Origin of the sequence: Maribellus sp. CM-23 (genome assembly GCF_021354595.1) — a bacterium.
GTDB lineage: Bacteria > Bacteroidota > Bacteroidia > Bacteroidales > Prolixibacteraceae > Draconibacterium.
This window is the reverse complement of the sequence record NZ_JADWYJ010000007.1, coordinates 78,596-98,817: the sequence shown is the minus strand read 5'-3', so window position 1 is coordinate 98,817 and position 20,222 is coordinate 78,596. Positions and strand designations below refer to the sequence as shown.

Here is a 20,222-nt window from a genome sequence, read left to right as displayed (position 1 = left end):
TGGACTTATCCGGATTCAGGATGTGTCCAAACAGTTGATACCCTTTTAAAACAGTCGAGCCAAGCTTATTTGGTTTGACCGATTGTTTTTTACATTTTAAGTTCTATTCATAACCGGGGTTTTGTGGAAATTCAGCATCCACATTCAGATCGATTTGATTTTGCGGAATAGGCCATAGTACATTATGTGGCTCTATATCAGCTCCCGGGATGACAGGATTGTCATTGTACTTTCTTACTCTTTCTATGAGTTTGTTTGTTCGCCGCAAAATAATGAGTCTCCATTCTTCTCCATAAAGTTCTCTGGCCCTTTCATCCAGGATGTAATCTATATCTATTGCTTCTGGCGATACGGGGTTTGCATTCGCTCTCGCTCTAACTTTGTTTACATCAGCGGCAGCGAGGTCGGGCTGATTGGTGCCAAGATATGCTTCTGCTCGAAGCAATAGCGTTTCTGCAAACCTTAGCGCGTACCAATCCTTGTGGGTTCTTCCTCCTCCAGCTCTATTCGGCTGTTCGAAATAATTTAGAGGATCCAGAAATTTTGTGTGTACTGGGTAAAGACACTTTGTTGTGTCCTCTAAAGGATTTGGGCGTGGCGGATTGTAAAGACTAAAGTCTATTTTTTGCTTATGATACGCTGAGGCAGGGTTGTCGAAATAGATGTTTCTTTTTAGATTGTGCTCAGCATTCCGGGTGTCGTTGTTCCAATTATCTTTCCAAATTGCATAGTAAACAAGACTGGTGCCACGGACATTAGCAGTTCCCCTGCTTAGTGTATCAGAATATCCGGTGTACCTGCCATCGTATATCGTTCCAAGAATAGCCTGGTATCCGTCAGGAGTCAGCCCTATATCAAAATAACGGGGACCGAAAATATAAGCGCCCTGAACAAATCCTCCACCCTGTATGAACGGTTCAACCTGAATAACCCACATGGCTTCTTTGTTTTCAGCCAGATTGTGATTTTCATATCCAAAAAGATCATAGTAAGCATCTCCTGAGCCGAATATGTCTTTATCTAAGTGATTACCGAAACGTTCGGTCATTAGGTCGTAATTAAAATTGTTAATTGCCTTAGTGAGCACATCAACAGCTAATTGAGGTTCTGCCTTTTCCAGATATGTTTCACCAAGATAATGCAATGCCGGTCCTTTTGTGATTCTACCGGGGGCAGCCTCTTCACCGGGATTGGGCAAATGATCTGATGCAAATTTAAAGTCTTCTTCCATCAGTTTATGAATTTCAGATACCGGGTCCCTGACAAAATCAGCTTTGGCCGATTTAACTGGTTCCTTCAAAAGAGGAATATCACCATAAGTTGAAACAAGGTATCGGTAAGCGAAAGCCCTGAAGAATTTTGCCTCGCCCAAATACAGATTTTTTCCTGCTTCTCCATCTTGAAATATCCCTGCATCCAACTCCTCTATTTTTTCAATAAGTACATTTGCCCATTGGATAATCTGAAAGCCTGTATTCCAAGTGTCTACAACATATCTTCTGATCGGGTTTACATCCTTATAGCTATTGATATAATACGTATTGTGCTGAGGGGCCTCCCCCATGTAGCCCAAATCACTTCCGTGAACCCTCCAGCTCATCGTGCCAAACTCTCCAAATGAATAATAGGCCATACGCACACGGTCGTGGAGCGCAACGATTCCCTGCATTACTCCCTGTTCTGTCAGAAAGGCATTGTCTGGAGAGAAAAAGTCAAGTGGTTTTTCCTGAAGTATATCTTCGTTACAAGAAGGTAACATTGACAGCAGAATGGCAGCGGTCAGTATGCACTTTTTGCTGAACGAATAAAAATATTCTTTCATCACTTTATTATTTTTTGATTTCATAATTCCTTGATTTTGGATAAAAAATTATAGACTAAGTCTTATCCCGGCGATAATGTTTCTCATAAGTGGTGTATCGCTGGTTCCTGTTTCAGGATCCCAACCTTGCCACTTCGTCCAGACATATGGATTTTTACTGGATATATAAAACTGGCATTCCTGGAGTTTTAAGATATCCAGTAAACTCCGTCCAAGGTTATAGGAGAGCGTAACATCCTGGAGTCTAACAAAACTCCTGCTTTGGTAAATTCCGCTTTCCTGAGGAGGATTGTTGTAAATTCCAGTTGTGTTTGTTGTTGGTGCATCAGGTCTCCAATAGGGATTAATAGCTGAATTATTCATCCTATGTTGCATATAAAAGCGAGGACTTATATTCGAAGCATTATCTCCTAAATAGTATTTATCGCCTCCCTGAATGGAATTGATGAGGAAGCTTAAAGTGAAATTCTTGTACGATAGCGTATTATTTATACTAAACCTATAGCTAGGTGCTGTATAGCCAATTATTGTTCTGTCGTAGTCAGGAGTAATCAGGCTATCGAGATTCTGGTCAACATATCTGAACTGTCCCGGATACCAACCTTTTAAAGGGATGTCTCCTGCAAAAAATTCTTCTTCAGTCCATACTCCTCCTGCCATTTCATAATCGTAAATGGCGCTTATGGGCTCTCCAACAAACCATTGATTCCCGATATCCGCATCATCATTTTCTCCGTAAAGCTTGGTGATCTTGTCTCTGTTAAGCGAAAATATAAAACTACTTTCCCATTTAAAATTGTTGTTATCAATATTAACAGACCTTACCTCGAATTCAATTCCCTTGTTATTTAGTCCTCCGATATTGGCCCAAACACTAGTATATCCTGCAGCTCGAGGGAGCTGTCTTTGAACCAGAACATCTTTCGTTTCAGAAGTATACACGTCAACAGATCCTGTGAGCTTATTGTTCAGAAATCCGAAATCTACTCCAAGGTTATACGATTCAGTTGTTTCCCAGCCCAAATCAGCGTTACCTAAAGTGGAAGGGTAAAGGCCGATAGCTGTTGTCTGGCCAAAAACATAATATCGGGTTCCCATCCTCGATAAGCTGGAGTAACGTCCAATTCCCTGGTTTCCGTTCTTACCGTATGAAACTCTTAGCTTGGAATAAAAATCCATGTCGCTGAAAAATGATTCATCGGAGAATACCCAAGCAAGTGAAAGAGAAGGAAAGGTTGCCCATTTTTTTTCTGCTCCAAATCCTGAGAAGCCATCCTTCCGAATAGTACCTGTTATCATATATCTGGATTTGTAACTATAATTTAACCTGGCCATATATGAAAGGCTGTTTTCTTCCCATGCCGAAGAAGAAACGGTTGAAACCTCTCCTAAACCCATATTGTTATATCCCAGGGCCTGGTTGTCAAATCCCTGAGCATTAAGAGATGAAGCATCTCCTAATCTACCTTCACGGCTGAAAAGTAACGTTGAATTCAGTTGATGGTCTCCAAAAGTCTTGGAATATGTTACAATATTATTGAGGATCCAGTCTCTGCTTTTAGAAGGTTGTTTTATGGCAAGTCCCCTGTTTGAAACTCCCGAAGGTGTATTGTAATTATGATAAGAATTATTATCGGTCTGAGTGTATCTGTTAGAATAGTTGATCTCATTTGTCAATCCTTTGATCCAAGGAATCTTAATTTTGGCGTTGCCAATGAGATGCAGTTGATTTCTGGTATTTGAATTGTCTATGTAGGTATAAACCAGAGGATAGGGCTGAAATAATTCCCCGCCAAGGTAGATGTCGTACGAAGATTCTCCGATAAAATTATTTACAAGAGGACTTGCTACTCTTGCATCGCCAAGGGAAGCAGGTTGTCCGGAGTTGTCCGTATATGAATAGGATGTATTAATTGATAGGGAAAGCCAGTCATTGACTTCACTTACAAGATTACTTCGTAGGGTAAATCTTTTATATTTATCATTTAGTTGAATTCCTTCCACATCGGCATAGGATCCTGATACAAAGTAATTAACCCTATCTCCGCTTTTTCCCGATAGGCTTAGGTTGTAGTTTTGCATAGGAGCAATATGTAAAACTTCATCAACCCAATCAATTTCATTTCCAGCAAGATAATTATCTCGTTCCTCCTGTGTTTTTAAATAAGTAGCCACTAGTTCGCGATTTGTAATGTCCGGTCGTACAGGCCTTCCTGCTGCACTTGTTGGGTTTGTTGTATACCATTGATAAACAAGATTTTGGTGACTCCAGTCAACTAGTCTGACTGCAAATTCTTCCGCATTCATAACGCGCATAGGGTTGTTGGTCATGTCCTGAAACCCGTAATACATGTTGAATGAAACTACAGGGCTTTCAGATGTTCCTTTTTTAGTGGTAATAATCATCACACCGTTGGCCGATCTGGAACCATAGACTGAGGCAGCACTTGCATCCTTGAGGATGTCGATTGATTCGACGTCATTGATATTGATATCAGCGATGGAGCCATTATAAATAATCCCGTCAATAACTATGAGAGGGCGGTTGCTTGCTGATAATGATGTCTGTCCTCTTACGGAAAAGGAGGGTTCGCTCCCGGCGCCACCTCTTCCCTCAATATTCACCCCTGCTGAGGTTCCGGCCAGTGTTTGAAGAAGGTTTACGTTTGCTTGGTTTTCTTTCTGTTCCATTTCAACTCTTACCACAGAACCTGTCAAATCACTTTTCTTCATTGTTCCATATCCAATGGCAACAACTTCCTCCAAACCAATAGCATCCACTTCCATGGTAATATTTATTAAACTTTGGTTTTCAACTCCAACCTCTTGTGCTTGCATCCCCACAAATGAAAATACGAGTATTGCATCTTCCGGAAGGTTTGTTAGAGAGTATTTTCCATCTGCATCGGTAATCGTTCCGTCCGTAGTACCTTTAACAACAATGGTCACCCCAGGTAAAGGCTGGCCAGATTTGTCTGTAACCGTTCCTGAAACAGTTTTTTGTTGCAAGTCAGGTGTTGCAGGAAACTTATTTGTCGTTTTTATCAGGATGTTTTTATTGACTATTTCGTAGCTTACAGCCTGCCCTTCGAAAATTTCATCCAGGATTTTTTCTACGGTTTTGCCTTCGATGTCGACTGATACTAATCGATTGTCATCGAAATTGTCGCGGCTGTAAAAGAAATAGAAATCGCTTTGCTGCTCAATAGCATCAAACACATCGGCAATTCTGCAGTTTTTCATTTTAACTGTAAGCTTGGTTGCCTGCGAATAAACACTGGCAGTGGAAGCAAGAACCGATATTAATACGAGAAAAGTACTTAATCTCATAATTAACAGAAGTTTTTTCGCACCGGGATAGAACCCTCCCAATGCTTCTGATTTTTTTTTCATAAATTTGGTTGTTTTAAATTAATAAACTGATTTAGTCTGGAGCAGGCTGATGAAGTTTTGCAAAGAGGGAATGCGACCAACATGTCCCTCTTTTCTTTCTTCATTTTGCTTTCTTAAATCTAACTAACCTGAGAAAAATTTTCGGATCATATTGTTTACGTTTAAGTTATAGGTTTAATTTCGGTGCTCTACATTGTCTATCTTTTAAATAGCCACACCTCCTTGTTTTCAATGTAGTAATCGATATTGGCCGTTCGTTTTACTTTTTCCAGGGCCTCAATCAGGTTGTTGTTGTAACTGAACATACCTCTGAAGCGAAATTCGCCCAGTTTAGGATCTTTAAGATGAAAACGAATATCGTAGATACGTTCGAGTTCTTTCACCAAATCGTTGAGCGTAGCATCTTTAAATAATATTTCGCCGTTTCGCCACGAGGTATAAAATTCCGCTTCTACCTTTTCAATGGAAATTTCTCTCTTTTCTTTTCGGAAGACAGCTTTTTCCCCGGGAACCAGGTTTACCTTTTCATGGATTTGGTTATTGAGTTCCATCTCAACTCCTCCTTCGGCTAAAACTGTTTCGAAAAGACCACTTCCTGGATAGGCCTTTACGTTAAACGATGTACCGGTTACATGGATATTGGCTTCTTCTGTTACCACTTTAAAAGGCTTTTCCATATTTTTCACCACTTCAAAATAGGCCTCGCCTGATAGTTGCACTTCACGCGATTGCTGATTAAATGAGGTGGTGTTGTAAGTAAGAGTGGAGCCTGTATTTATCCATACTTCTGAGCCATCGGGAAGAATGCATTTGGCTACATGTCCTTTAGGGGCAGTAAGTTCACAAAAGAAATCTTCCGGTATTGGCTGCCCGCTGTTTTGAAGAAAATACCAGCTAAGTGCAAAAGTAAGCGGAATAGCGAGCATGGCGGCAATTTTATAGATGAGCAACTGTCTGCGGGTGCGTTTAAAGGAAATGGTTTGTTGCTGCTGTACCTCACGGAGTACGTTTGTTTTATCCTGCTCTGTTTTTTCAATGGAGATGTAGTTTTGGCTCAGTTGCCAGGCTTTTTTGCTTTTTAAGTAGAGTTGCTTGTTTTCAGGAGAAAAATTAAGCCATGAATCCAACTCTTTTTTTTCTTCTGAAGAAATATTACCGGAGAGGTATTTGCTGATAAGAATATCGGTATGATTGTGCAGTTCGTTCACTCGTCTATTGATTTAATCACCTCTTAGACGAAAAATATGAACGTTACCCTGTAAAGGCGTTTAACTTTTTTTTGAATGAATAAATACAATGAGATTAACAATTTGATAATCAGATAGACTTTCTCGTAATTTTTTTAATGCAATTCCCATTTGCATCTCTACCGTTTTAACCGATATTTCCAGTTTTTTAGCTATTTCTGAATATTTAAAACCCTCAAAACGACAAAGAATAAATACCTCGCGGCACTTTTCGGGCAACTGCTGGATGGCCAGGTTTATACGATTGTTGAGGTCTGCCTCTTCCATCAAATCACGAAACGGAACAGATTGCACCGTTTCTACAGACTCACTGACCGGGACTGTTTTCTTTTCTTTCCGAAGGTAATCGATAGAACGGTTCTTGACCGAATGGTATAAATAGGATTTTGGAGAAAACTGAATGTTTAGTTTCTCGCGCCGGGCCCACAAATCGACAAAAACTTCCTGAACAAGCGAACGCGACAAATCCAGATCTGACAGGTATTTATTGGCAAAGAAACAAAGAGGGGAATAAAACTCGTCGAACAACTGGCTAAAAGCTTCATTATTCCCCTTTTTTATCTCTTGAAAAATATGTATACCCGAAGATTTCATTCAAGTGTCTTTCTGGTAAATCAGGCTCCAAAATACTGTTTTAATTCGGAAAAGAATTTGTCAGAAGTGTATCGAAACTATTTTACAATAAATTTCTACGATGTTGTAAAACACTTTCGGTAAACAAGACTTTCCACATCTGAAAAAACTCAATCTTTTGTAATCATGCTTCCCCACCAGTTGTTTTTGGGATCGAAATCCGGGGATAAAAATTCCAGTCGTTGTTCTTCGAGTTGTGGCCATCGCTTTTGGATAACCTGCCGAAGGTGTTCTTCTTCCTTCTCTGCAGTCCACTCCGGGTCGCGCGACGGATATCTGGCGCCCATTTCTTCCAAACGGGTAAAAAGATCTTCACTCAGTTGTTTAACCAGGTCGGGATGGTCAGCGGAAACATCGGTGGTTTCTTCCTTGTCGTCTTTCATGTTGTAAAGCTCTTCTCGCCCGTCTTCGTAATAATGGATCAGTTTCCAGTCACCCTGGCGAATAATGGATGACGGTTCACCTCCCTGGTTCCCGTAATGCGGATAGTGCCAGATAAGTGGCCGAACAGCAATATTTTCTCCTTTTAGCAGGGGAAGTAAACTCACACCGTCAACATGTTCTTCGGGTTTTAGATCAGCGCCCGCGAGTTCAAGAAGGGTCGGATAAAAATCAGTTCCGCTAACCGGAATGTTACAGGTTTGACCGTTGCCCATTCCGGGAACTTTTATGAAATAAGGCTCGCGGATTCCACCTTCAAACTGGTAGCCTTTACCTGCACGAAGCGGAAGGTTGGAAGTAGCGAAAGCATCGCCGGCTGCCACGCCTCCGTTGTCAGAAGTAAAAATCACAATGGTATTTTCTGCAAGGCCGAGTTCATCCAGCGAATTCAGCACATACCCCACCGCGTCGTCCATCGATTCAACCAAACCGGCATAAACCGGATTATCCTGAACCTGTCGGATGGGCAGGAAATGCCCCATTTCAAACCCACTTTCCGCAATGCCTATGTTTTCGGCTTTCTGACGGTATTTTGCCCATTTTTCCTGCGTGGTTTGAATCGGTCCGTGAACGGCATAGAACGAGAGGAAGGCAAAAAAGGAAGTATCCCGGTTGCTTTTGATAAATTCCGCGGTTTCTTTTGCCAGACGCATGGTCAGGTTTTCTCCGTCAGGGCCGTTTTCAAGGTTGGGATTGGTCCATGGAGCAAAATAACCACCAATGGGGCTTCCTTTGTCCCAGCCTCCTTTGTTGATGTCAAAACCATGGTCTTCCGGCCACGAGCCTTTGTCGCCTAAATGCCATTTCCCGGCAAAGAAAGTGAGGTATCCGGCTTCTTTCATCGCCTCAGGAAGAGTGGTATATTCCTGAGGGAGGGCGTGTACATATTCAGGAGGAAGAAGCTGGTTGAAGCGACCGGCCTTTCGCCAGTTTTCACCTGTTGGTGCTCCAATCCAGTCGGTAATTCCATGGCGGGCAGGAAATTTTCCCGTCATGATGCTGGCTCTCGAAGGACTGCAAACCTGGCAAGCGGCGTACCCGTCGGTAAAAATCATGCCTTCCTGCGCTATCCGGTCGATGTTGGGCGTTTCGTAAAACTTACTTCCTGTTATGCTTAAATCGTGATAGCCATAATCATCAGCAAGGATGAATAACACGTTAGGCCTTACTTTTTCCGGTGTTTTGGTTGTGCAGGAAAACAGTGAGAGTGCTATGATCAGTGCCCAGACACCCGTTTTGCAATATGTTTTTTGATGAATCATTGTGTCTTATTTTTGAAAAGGAAATGTTTCGGAGGGAGTTCGTGCATTTTCCATAAGCGCTTCCAGTTCCTGAACCACATCAGGGTGATCGGTAGCTACATTGTTTTCTTCTCCCGGATCGGCCTCCAGGCTATAGAGTTCAGTCGTGGTTTCTTCCGGTTTGTTCACCTTGTAATGAACAAGCTTCCAGTTGCCTTTTCGTATGGCTTTCCGGCCACCCATTTCATGAAATTCCCAATACAGGTAATCGTGTTCTTTTTGTTGTTCTCCAAGCAACGTTGGTAAGAAAGAAATCCCATCTGTATTTTCAGGAACCTGGGCACCGGTTAATTCGCCCACGGTTGGAAATACATCCCAAAAAGCCGAAATGTGATCGCTTTTGCTTCCGGCTTTGCTTTTTTTACCCCAAACGGCGATCATCGGAACGCGAATGCCACCTTCGTACAAATCACGTTTGTAACCTTTAAATGGCCCGTTGGAATCAAAATAATCGGGATCGGCGCCTCCTTCTTTGTGGGGCCCGTTGTCGGATGTGAATATGATCAGGGTATTGTCATAAACGCCCAGGTCTTTAAGTTTGGCAACAATTTCACCTACCTGCATATCCAGATAATCGACCATAGCGGCAAAAGCAGCATGTGATTCGCCTTGCGATCCGTAGGGGCCTTCCCGAAAGTTTTCCCCTTCGTCAACGCCTTTGTATACTTTTTCGGGATCAAATTTGCCACGGAACTTTGCAATGTATTCTTCCGGGGCAAAGAGCTCGGCATGCGGAATAATCGAAGGATAATACATAAAGAAAGGCTTGTTTTTGTTGTCCTCTAAAAACTTCAGAGCTTGTTTGTGAATCACTTCGGGAGCATATTCGCCGGTTTGTTGGCCTGCATTTCCTTCGAGCATAACTTTTTTCTGGTTGTGCCACAGGTGGTAGGGATAATAGTTGTGTCCCATTCTCTGGCAATTGTACCCGAAAAATTCATCAAAACCCTGCATGTTCGGGTCTCCTTCTGAGCCGGGATAGCCAAGACCCCATTTCCCAAATGCGCCGGTAGCATACCCTTCTTTTTTTAAGGCTTCGGCCATTGTTACCGCATCTGCTTCCAGGGGATATTGTCCTTCCGGGTTCCACTCTTTATTTCCGCGAATGAACGTGTGCCCGGTGGTTTGCCCTGTCATTAAAGACGAGCGTGAAGGCGCACAAACCGTACATCCTGCATAGTGTTGGGTAAACTGCATTCCCGATTGGGCGAGGTTGTCGATATTTGGCGTTGCAAAATGTGTTTGTTCGTAACAACTCAAATCTCCCCAGCCAAGATCATCGGCCAGAATGTAAACAATATTGGGCTTTTGAGTCTCAGCCGCTTCTTGTTTCGATGAGGAGTTGCACGAATTTAGCAGAACTGAAAGGAGGAAAATAAATAGGATCGTCTTTTGCATTTTTATCAGGATTATTAATGGTTGAAATTATATGGATTCTAATTCAATTTTTCCGGCTTCAAGGCCTTCGCCTGTAACTTCGAATGTGATGGCTCCGGCTTCCTTCAGCGATTCAACCGTTACCACAAGTTGGCCGTTGAATGCTTTCATGGTAGGAAGATGAAACATTTCGAGCGAAGTGGCATCGCCGTTGCACACTACTTTGAATTTTCCGGCACCTCCCACCTTAAACCGGAGTTGATTATCTGCATTTGGGCACAGGTTTCCGTCTTTGTCCACTACCGAAACAGTTACATAACTCAGGTCTTTTCCGTCAGGGATAATGTCTTTTCGGTCCGCTTCCAACACCAGGTGATGAGGTGCTCCGGCTGTTCGGATTTCTTTTTCTGCTGCCGGATTCCCGGAATTATCCAAGGCTACTACTTTTATAGATCCGGGTTCGTATTTTACGTTTGTCCACATCAGGCGGTTCCGGGTCAGAAGAGAGTCGTTGTTTTTCTTTTGAACGCCCATGCTTTTGCCATTCACAAACAACTCGGCACTGTCGTAATTTGTGTATGCAAAAACGGGGATTGTCTCACCTTCGCGGCCTTCCCAATTCCAGTGGGGGAGTAGGTGAAGCGTTTCTTGCCGGGTATTCCATTTGCTACGATATAAATAGTAGCGATCTTTTGGAAGCCCTGCCAGATCACAGATCCCGAAGTATGAACTTCTGGATGGCCAGTATTCATCGTAAGGTGTGGGCTCGCCCAGATAGTCGAAACCGGTCCATACAAATTCGCCGATCACCCAGTCAAAGTTGTCTTGCCAGTAGAAGTCTTCGTCCGGAACATTTGACCAGGAGCAAGCCTCCAGATCGTACGATGAACATTGCCCGTCGGGATAGGTTTTTTGTTTGAATTGTTCTGCCGGGAATTTGTACACTCCTCTGGAACTAACCGTGGAGGCTGTTTCTGAACCGAGAATAAAACCTTGCGGGAACCGTTCGTAAGCTTCGTTGTAAAGTGGCAACCGATAATTTAATCCCGGAATGTCCCAAATGGCACCAAAGCCGTTTTTGAGTGTGTTGGCCACCTGGTCCATCCCTACAGTAACCGGACGGGTTGGGTCTTCGCGGTGGAAAATGTCCTGTAACCACTTACCACGTTTTATGCCTTCGTTGCCCCATTGATCGGGCACTTCGTTTCCTGCACTCCACATTACAATACAGGGGTGGTTACGTGTTGCGCGAACCAGGTTGACGACGTCTTTTTCGGCGTATTCATCAAAAAAGCGATTGTAGCCGTTTTTTACTTTGGGGCGTTTCCATTCGTCAAAGCTTTCGGCCAGAAAGAGAAAGCCCATCTCGTCGCAAAGCTCCAGTTGTTCGTGCGACGGCATATTGTGCGAGGAACGAATGGCATTGCAGCCCATGTCTTTTAATATGGTAAGCTGGCGTTTCAGGGCGGCGACATTTACCGCTGCCCCCAATGGTCCGAGGTCGTGGTGCAGACAAACTCCTTTAAACTTGGTTGCCTTGCCGTTTAAAACAAGGCCTTTCCCGCGTTCGTATTTTACATCGCGTATGCCAAAACGGATGGTTTGCTCATCTTTTAACTCGTTCCCCGAATAAAGTTTCATGGAGGCGTGGTACAAATGAGGCGTTTCAGTATCCCACAGTTTGGGGTTTGGAACGGCAAGATTTTGCTCCGCTTTGTTGCCAAAAAGTTGTTCCGTAGTTCCGGATGCCACCATGTTTCCTTTTTCGTCCCTGATTTCGGTTACCACTTTTATGTTTTCGCCGGCAATTTCCGATTTGATATTGACCTGTGCACTTGCTTCAGAAACATAGGGCGTAGTAATAAAAGTGCCCCACTGTTTGAAGCTGGTATTGTCTTTTACAACGAGCTGAACCTTCCGGTACAAACCGGCACCCGGGTACCAGCGTGAAGATTCTCCCAGGTTTTCAAGGCGTACAGCCAACAGGTTTTCTTTGCCGGGTAGGAGGAGTTTTGTAATGTCGAAGTAAAAATAGGCGTATCCATATTTCCACTCCCCAACTTTTTCTCCGTTGATAAAAACCTGGGGTTCACTCATAGCTCCATCGAAAACAAGCAAAACTTTCTTGCCTTTTTGAAATTCAGGTACTTCAAAGCTGTTTCGGTACCAGCCCACTCCAATGTATGGTAAAGCTCCGGTGCGGCCGGTTTTCTCGGTGGCGGTGTTTTCCTGGTTTTGTTCGATTCGTACGGTTTGTTTGTCAACCTCCTTGTCAAAAGGACCTTTAATGGCCCAGTCGTGCGGAATGGTTACCGTTTCCCATGTATCAGTGTTTATGCCTGGTTTTTGGCCGTTTTCAATATCCTGGTTGATGAATTTCCATCCTTCTTCAAGGGTGTATACGTGACGGGGCGTTTGTTCGGAAGAGCAGGCCGTAAAAAGACAGGCAATGAAAAGGAAGTAAAGTATCGGTTTCATGCGGCGCGAATCGTTAATAGTTGTATTGTAGTTTAGTTTTTTCGTCTCAACAAAATGAGAGGAATCTTTTGTCAAAGAATTTCATCCTGCTCCGGTATTTCAAAAACGTGTTGCTGCGATCCTCTGCAAAGATGGGAGTTTTACTTTAATATTCTTCGTTTTACCGGTATTTCATGCGGCACGTACGCGTACTGTTGGTCGGCTAAATGCTTTCTTTTGAACTAATTTACGCTCGTTTAAGAGGTAAGCTGAAACCAAAAATACTGCCCTTGCCCGGTTTGCTCTCGACCCAGATCTTGCCGCCGTTTTTTTCCACAAACTCCTTGCAGAGTATCAATCCCAGTCCTGTGCCTTTTTCTTTGGCTGTGCCATCTTTCTGAACGGAGTGTTCAATTTTGAACAACTTTTGAAGGGTTTCTTCGTCCATACCCATACCGTTGTCCCGGATATTGCATTCAACCATTTTTCCGTTGGCTGAAACCGAAACATCGATGGTATCTCCTTCATAAGAGAACTTGATCGCGTTGTTCAGAAGATTACGGAAAATGAAGTTAACCATATTGAAATCGGCCACCACGATTTCGTGGTTGGAAGGCCAGTTAATGGTAATGCTTTTTGATTTTGCTGCTTCTTTGAACAGTATTTCGTTGGATGAGAGGACTTTGTTGAAGTAGAAAGGTTGTGGCTTGTACTGAAGGTTTCCTGTTTGCGTGCGCGACCATTCAAGCAGATTTTCCAGCAAATTATAACCCGATGTAGCGGTTTGGAACATCCCTTCCACCAGTGTTTCAAAGTCTTTGGAATTTTTGATGTCGCTGTTGGTACGGAGCAGATCTGAGATTCCGATCAATACATTGAACGGATTTTTCAGGTCGTGCGCAATGATCGAAAAAAACTTGTCTTTGGTCGCATTTAGTTCCTTTAGTTTTCGCTCGTCTTCTTCCATTCGCCGGAGGTTTCTTTCAAGCAATACCTTTTGTTTATGAATGGTTTCGTAGTTTTCATTCAGAACCGCGGCGTGGTTTCTTCTTAGCCACAGGTAGTATCCCAGAATGATTACAACGATAACCAGCATAATGGCTGCAAAGGCTGCAATTTGTAATTTGATCCGGCTTTTAAATTTATCGTTCCTGATTTTTTCTTCGTTCAGTTTTGCCTGAAGCTGCGCCTGCTCTTGTTGTTCCCGTAATAATTCCTGGTGTTCAAATTCACCAAGAACCTGTGCTATTTTGTTGGGCTGCAGCATTGCATTTGACTTGTTGGCCAGTTGCTGAATTTCGTAAGCCCTTTTGTATTGCCGCAATTCGGCCAGCGCTTCTGTTTTTGCACTGTAAATGTCTTTTACGAGGTCGTGTCTGTCCATCTTCTCACAAAACGTAAGCGCGCTATTAAAACAGGCCAAAGCATCCGTAGATTTCTTCTGTTTTAAGAAAAGCTTCCCTTTCAGATAAGCCAGGTCGGCTCTCATCCGCTCAAAATTTTGCTCGTTGATCATTTGCTCGGCTTTTTGGATATTTTTTTCAGCCGCCAACAGGTCATCGATCTCGAGATAATAGTACACAAACAAGATGGTTACCTGTGTCTCGAAATGAAGGTCTTCGATTTGAGGCAGGAGTTCCTGTGTTCTTTTCAGGTTACTGAGCGCTTCATCCAGCTTTTTGAGTTTGATATTTACAAAACACAAACCGGTTGTAAGCACCGCAATGTAATCCACTTCCTTTGTCTGCTCGGCTATTTCGAGGGCTTTCATGTAATAGCGGTAAGCGCCACGATACTCTTGCAGGTATTCGTAGTACCAGCCAACGTTGGTGTAAGCTTCGGTTAATCCGAAGCCATTGTCATCAAGGGCTTCAGCCAGGTTTTTTGCATTTATGGTATATTCAAGTCCTTTTACAAGGTCAGGACCGTAGGAATATATAAGACCAAGGTTTAGCTGGCAGGCAATAATATTGGAAGTGTCCTTGATTTCTTCAAAAATAGAGATGGCATTTTGGAGGTTGTTGATGGCATCGTCCCATTGCCCGGATTGATCGTAGCAATAGCTGATCCGAAACAGTGCCGTGCCTTCTCCTCTGCGATACTCCGCCTTTTTTGCCAGATCGAAAGCTTTTTGCGCATAAAAAAGCGAGCTGTCGGAATTGGAATAAGTAAAATAGACCGATAATGCATTATAATTGTCCACCAATTTAATGGAATCCGTTTCGGTGAGGCATGCAGTTCTTAAGGAATCTATCTTCTGATCCATAGCAAACAGCGAAGAACTAAACAGCAAACCGAAACAAAATATAAGGCAGGTTGATATGTGTCTAAATTGAACTTTCATTTAGCCGGCAATTCCGACCAAATATAGTAAAATCGGCAAAACCATAGTCCTTTTGCTGACAGATAAAAAGAAAAGTAGAGGGACAAAACATAACATTGTTATTTTTGCGTTTTGAATGGAAGAAATTTATTTGATCGTTTGAGCCGCTTGGATTGTTGAGGAATAAAAGGCATTATCCTTTTAGTATGTTCTTAAAAAACGTAACTTTTTTTACCTTGTAGTCAGAGAAAGATTGCAAACTGTAATAAATTTTTATGGGAAAACAGCTTCGCTATCTATTTTTTATCCTACTTCTTGCCCTGACTTCGTGCGGATTATTTGGCGATAGAAAGGCAGGGAAGGAGAGAGAATTAAAGTTAAAACACGATTTACCTCAGATTCTTGATGACGGTGTGCTGAAAGTGATCACGTCCTACAGCGGCACCAGTTATTTTCTTTACAAAGGGCAGCCAATGGGGTATGAGTACGACCTTCTGAAACGCTTTGCCCGGCATCTTGGAGTTGAGTTAAATATCATTGTTTCCAACAATCTGGATACCATGTTTTATCAGTTGGGAGAGGGAAATGTGGATTTGATCGCTCATGGTCTTACGATAACCAATGAGCGAAAGAAAAAAGTGACTTTCTCCGATTATCTGTATCTCACCCACCAGGTATTGGTGCAGCGAAAACCCGAAAACTACCGCAAAATGAAGTGGAGCGAAGTTCAGGCTTCGCTTGTTCATGATGCCATTGAATTAATTGGCGATACCGTGTCGGTAAGCGCGAATACCTCTTATTTTTCGAGGCTGGCAAACCTGAGCGAAGAAATTGGCGGGGAGATCCATATCGATACTTTGCCGGGAGATTTATCTACCGATAAGATTATTGAAATGGTGGCCAACGGCGAAATAAAATACACCGTAGCCGATAACAACATAGCAAGTATCAATGCTTCGTACTATCCGGAGTTGGATGTTCGGGTCCCGATCAGTTTTTCGCAACGGATGGCCTGGGCGTTACGTCCTCAAAGCAAAGAGTTGGAAAAGGCATTGAACGAGTGGATCAATGAGATGAAGGACGGAGTGGAGTATTATGTGATTTACAACAAATATTTCAAAAACGAGCGTGATTTCAGACGGCGCGAAAACAGCGACTTTTACAGCCTGAACAACAACCGGGTGAGTGCCTACGACGAATTGATACAGGCCGGCGCTGATACGCTTGGCTGGGACTGGCGCTTAATGGCGGCCATGGTTTTTCAGGAGTCGAAGTTTAACCCGGGACTGGAATCGTGGGCCGGCGCCCAAGGGCTGATGCAACTAATGCCCGGAACTGCGGAGCGCTTTGGGGTGAAGGATCGGACTGACCCGGTTCAAAGCATGGATGCTGCCACTAAGATACTGGAACTTCTTTGGGATCGTTTTGAAGATATTCCGGATTCCGTGCAACGCATAAAGTTTACCATGGCAGCTTATAACTGCGGGTATGGCCATGTGGAAGATGCACGAAACCTGGCAAAACTGGACAAACTGGATCCGGATACCTGGGATAAAAATGTGGAAGAATCGATTTTGAAGTTGAGCTATCCCGAGAACTACAATAAATCGGTGGTGAAATACGGTTATGTTCGTGGCGTGGAACCTTATACTTATGTGAAAGAGGTGTTTGCACGCTATGAAAATTATACGCTGTTTTTGGAATAGTGTAACTGAGGATTTCTGAAAAAAAGAAATAAAAAAAGCGGAGAGTCAATCTCCGCTTTTTTGCTATTCAAGTATCTGTTGTTCGTTTACAACTTGCTGATGGGGAAGATTGCCGGTCCATTTCCGGATGGTGTAATTGATGCGAATAGTGATCATGTACATTACCGGAGAAATAACCAGCGTAAGAACGGTGGCAAAAGTCAACCCGAAAATAACGGTCCACGACATTGGCCCCCAGAATGCAACGCTTTCGCCCCCGATTGAAATTTGCGGATCGAAATGGGTGTACAGCGAAAAGAAGTCGAAGTTGAGCCCAATCGCCAAAGGCAACAGCCCTAGAACAGTTGTAATGGCGGTTAGCAATACGGGCCTCAAACGGGTACGGCCGGCTTCAACCAGCGCCTCGCGTTGTACCTCCTTGGGTAAGAATGCATCTTCGGGCAGGCCAAGTTCCTCTCTTTTCCGTTTCCGGGTAAGGTCAATATAGTCGATCAGTACAATACCGTTGTTTACCACAATCCCCGCCAGTGAAATAATTCCGATTCCGGTCATGATCACCACAAATTCCATCTGGAAAATGCCCAGTCCGAGGAAAACCCCGATGGTGCTGAAAATTACAGTGGCAATGATGATCGCGGGCCGGATAAAGGAGTTAAACTGTGTTACCATGATGATCATGATCAGCGCAATGGCAATCAGCAGCGCAAAGAATAAAAACTCCATACTTTCAGCCTGTTCCTGCTGTTCGCCGGTAAATGCGTAAGTATATCCTTCGGGCATTTGATAGTCTTCCAGAATCTGGGCGATGCGCGCATTGATCTCGTTGGGGTTGTGCCCCTCAACAACTTCGGAAGAAATAGTGATCTCGCGTTTAAAATCAATCCGGCTGATTTTGTCGTAGGTAGTGGCATATTTAAAGCTGGCCACCGAAGAGATGGGGATACTGTGTTCTTCTACCTTAATTTTCTGGTTCATTAAAGTGGAAACGTCGTTGCGGTATTCTTCGGCCAGGCGAACAAATATGTCGTACTCATCTTCACCGTCTTTAAACTTGCTGGCCTCATAACCGTAAAGGGCGTTTCTGAATGCCAGTGCAATTTCCTGCGTGGAAAGTTCGTACAAACGGGCTTTTTCGCGGTCCACCTCAATCAGCATTTCAGGCTGGTTTACGTTGATGTTGAGCTTTAGCTCGTCGACCCCCGGAATGTTATCTGCCTCGATCAGTCGAATAAAGTCATCTGTGATTTTTATCAGCTGGTTGAATTCGTCTCCTACAACATCAATGTTAACAGGAGCTCCGGTTGGCGGACCTTCGTCGTTCTTTTCAACATAAATTTTTGCCCCCACAAAACCATCGAGGTTTTTGCTTATGTCCTGCATGATTTTGCTGGTGTTGATGCCTTCCCGGTTTTTGTATTCAGTAAACGACACCAATGTGAGTGATTTGTTAGGGCTTGATTCGCTTTCAAACATACCGCCTTTACCCACTCCCACGTTGGTGGTAACCGATTTTACAATGTGTTTAAACGGGTCGATGGTTTTTTTAACGATGGCTTCAACCTGCCGGGATACTTCGTCGGTTTTTTCAATCGATGTTCCGAGCGGAAGTTCCATAGTGACATAAATGGTTGCGGGGTCGGTATTTGGGAAGAAGACCGTTTTGGGGCTTCCTCCAAAGTAAAACTGCATCGAAAAAATCAATAGCAAAACGGTTCCTCCAAAGTAAACATATGGCCAGGGGCCGGTTAGCGCATGGCGTAAGCGACGGGTGTAAACCCCTTCGAGCCATACCAGAAACCGGGTTTGGAACCAGCGGGCCAATGGGCGCAGTGCAACAATATTAAGAACCATTAATAAGGCAACAGTAAGCAGTAAATTACCGAGAAGATACACTTTCAGCACATAGAAAATAGCCGACACCGCTGCAAAGATGGCCGCATTCTTCAATATCTTCTTTTTGTTAGCCTTTTTCATGATATCGTCAATCTTCATGTAGCTGGCGATAAACGGCGGGTTAAGAATCAACGCCACAAAAAGAGACGAGGCCAGTACCACAATAAGTGTACGCGGAAGGATGGACATAAATTCGCCAATCATTCCTTCCCAGGCAAGCAGGGGGAAGAAAGCAGCCAGCGTAGTTAATGTGGAAGAAATAATAGGGAAGGCAATTTCGCTCACACCCCTTTTGGTGGCACTCATCAGCGAGTAGCCCTGGCTGTAAAGCCGGTACACGTTCTCCACAACCACAATTGCATTGTCGACCAACATCCCCAAAGCCAGAATAAGGGCATACAGCACCATCGAATTCAGGGTGACTCCCGATTGCTCAAGGATTACAAATGAAAGGAACATCGACAGCGGGATGGCGAGCCCTGCAAAAAGTGCATTTCTGAAACCTAAAAACAGGAAGAGCACAAAAGTAACGAGGATCATCCCCAGGATAATGCTGTTTTCGAGGTTGGAGATGGTGTCCTCGATGTAGGTTGTCATGTCGTCGGTGACAATCACATCCAGGTTTTTGGGTATTCTGCCGCTTTCTTTCAGGGTCTCAATTCCTTTGAAAATATTCTCAGAAGCCGACAGAATGTTTTCGCCCGACTTTTTGGTAATTGAAAGCGTTACTACCGGCTTGTTATCCAGACGGGCAATGGTGCTTTGTTCCTTGTATCCGTCGGTAACGGTTGCTATGTCGCGAATGTAAACAGGTTTACCATCGTTTACTTTTATAATGGTGTTCCTGATCTGGTTCATATCCGTGTAGTTGGCTTCCGTACGAATGGTACGCCTGATTTTATCGGCCGTAAACTGACCGGCGCCCATGGTAACATTTTCCAGCTGAATGGCCAGCGATACATCTTCGAAAGTAAGCCCGGTGGCATCGAGTTTATAAGGGTCGATATCGATCTGAATTTCCCTTTCCTCCACGCCGCGGATGTTGGCTTCCGAAATCTCGCGGTAACTTTCAAACTCGTCCTGAAGCAGCTCGGCGTATTTTTTTAGCTCGCGCATGCTGAATTCACCCGAGATGTTTACGTTCATGATCGGGAATTCCGAAAGGTCGAAGTCGGTTACATACGGATCGCTCGGAAGATCGTCGGGCAGTTCGGATTTTGCTTTGTCAACACGGTCTTTGGTATCCTGCAAGGCCTGTTTAATGGTAACATTGGTGTTGAATTCCACCATGATAGTACTGACATCCTGGAAAGAGGCCGATGACACTTTTTTCACTCCTTTCAAGCCTTTGAGCTCTTTCTCAATGGGGCGGGTACAAAGGTTTTCAATGTCAACGGGTGAGTTTCCCGGGTACAAAGTCTGTATAAAAATGTACGGAACCACAATCTCGGGCATCGCTTCGCGCGGCATTTGCTGGTACGAGAACATACCAAAGAACACCAACAGAAAAGTGAAGATGTAGATGGTGGTTTTATTTTTTAACGCGAGGTAAGTCGGTCTGAACTTCCGCGTTATTTCGTCTTTTAATGCATGTTTTTCTTTCTCCATTTCATCAGAGTTTTTGGAGTA

Annotated in this window: 10 protein-coding genes; 1 reads left to right on the top strand and 9 read right to left on the bottom strand. The window is 43.7% G+C overall.

The window, feature by feature from the left end; all coding sequences use genetic code 11:
* Positions 1 to 103 precede the first annotated feature (103 nt).
* The 8 genes from INQ51_RS20465 to INQ51_RS20430 form a co-directional block, all read right to left on the bottom strand.
* Positions 104 to 1,846, bottom strand: coding sequence for a RagB/SusD family nutrient uptake outer membrane protein (locus INQ51_RS20465; RefSeq protein ID WP_233379850.1), 1,743 nt, complete (start codon positions 1,844 to 1,846; stop codon positions 104 to 106).
* Between the two features lie 24 nt (positions 1,847 to 1,870).
* Entirely contained in the window at positions 1,871 to 5,215 is a 3,345-nt protein-coding gene (locus tag INQ51_RS20460) for a TonB-dependent receptor (RefSeq protein ID WP_233379849.1), read from the bottom strand.
* A gap of 197 nt (positions 5,216 to 5,412) precedes the next feature.
* Positions 5,413 to 6,423, bottom strand: coding sequence for a FecR family protein (locus INQ51_RS20455; protein ID WP_233379848.1), 1,011 nt, complete (start codon positions 6,421 to 6,423; stop codon positions 5,413 to 5,415).
* A gap of 60 nt (positions 6,424 to 6,483) precedes the next feature.
* Positions 6,484 to 7,056 (bottom strand): RNA polymerase sigma-70 factor, encoded by a 573-nt coding sequence (locus INQ51_RS20450; protein WP_233379847.1) that lies wholly within the window; start codon positions 7,054 to 7,056, stop codon positions 6,484 to 6,486.
* Between the two features lie 149 nt (positions 7,057 to 7,205).
* Positions 7,206 to 8,798 carry a sulfatase gene (locus INQ51_RS20445; protein ID WP_233379846.1) on the bottom strand — a complete coding sequence of 531 codons (1,593 nt, stop codon included), beginning with the start codon at positions 8,796 to 8,798 and terminating at the stop codon, positions 7,206 to 7,208.
* A 6-nt stretch (positions 8,799 to 8,804) separates the two neighbouring features.
* The gene (locus tag INQ51_RS20440) at positions 8,805 to 10,235 is read right to left on the bottom strand and encodes an arylsulfatase (protein WP_233379845.1); all 1,431 of its coding nucleotides are present in this window, start codon (positions 10,233 to 10,235) and stop codon (positions 8,805 to 8,807) included.
* A gap of 27 nt (positions 10,236 to 10,262) precedes the next feature.
* Entirely contained in the window at positions 10,263 to 12,692 is a 2,430-nt protein-coding gene (locus INQ51_RS20435; RefSeq protein ID WP_233379844.1) for a DUF4982 domain-containing protein, read from the bottom strand.
* A 226-nt stretch (positions 12,693 to 12,918) separates the two neighbouring features.
* Positions 12,919 to 14,937, bottom strand: coding sequence for an ATP-binding protein (locus INQ51_RS20430; protein WP_233379843.1), 2,019 nt, complete (start codon positions 14,935 to 14,937; stop codon positions 12,919 to 12,921).
* A gap of 332 nt (positions 14,938 to 15,269) precedes the next feature.
* On the opposite strand from INQ51_RS20430, the gene INQ51_RS20425 reads away from it, so the two are divergent.
* Positions 15,270 to 16,700: a transporter substrate-binding domain-containing protein gene (locus tag INQ51_RS20425; RefSeq protein ID WP_233379842.1), complete on the top strand. Its 1,431-nt coding sequence runs from the start codon at positions 15,270 to 15,272 to the stop codon at positions 16,698 to 16,700.
* A gap of 63 nt (positions 16,701 to 16,763) precedes the next feature.
* On the opposite strand, the gene INQ51_RS20420 is transcribed toward INQ51_RS20425, so the two are convergent.
* Entirely contained in the window at positions 16,764 to 20,201 is a 3,438-nt protein-coding gene (locus tag INQ51_RS20420) for an efflux RND transporter permease subunit (protein ID WP_233379841.1), read from the bottom strand.
* Positions 20,202 to 20,222: the final 21 nt, after the last annotated feature.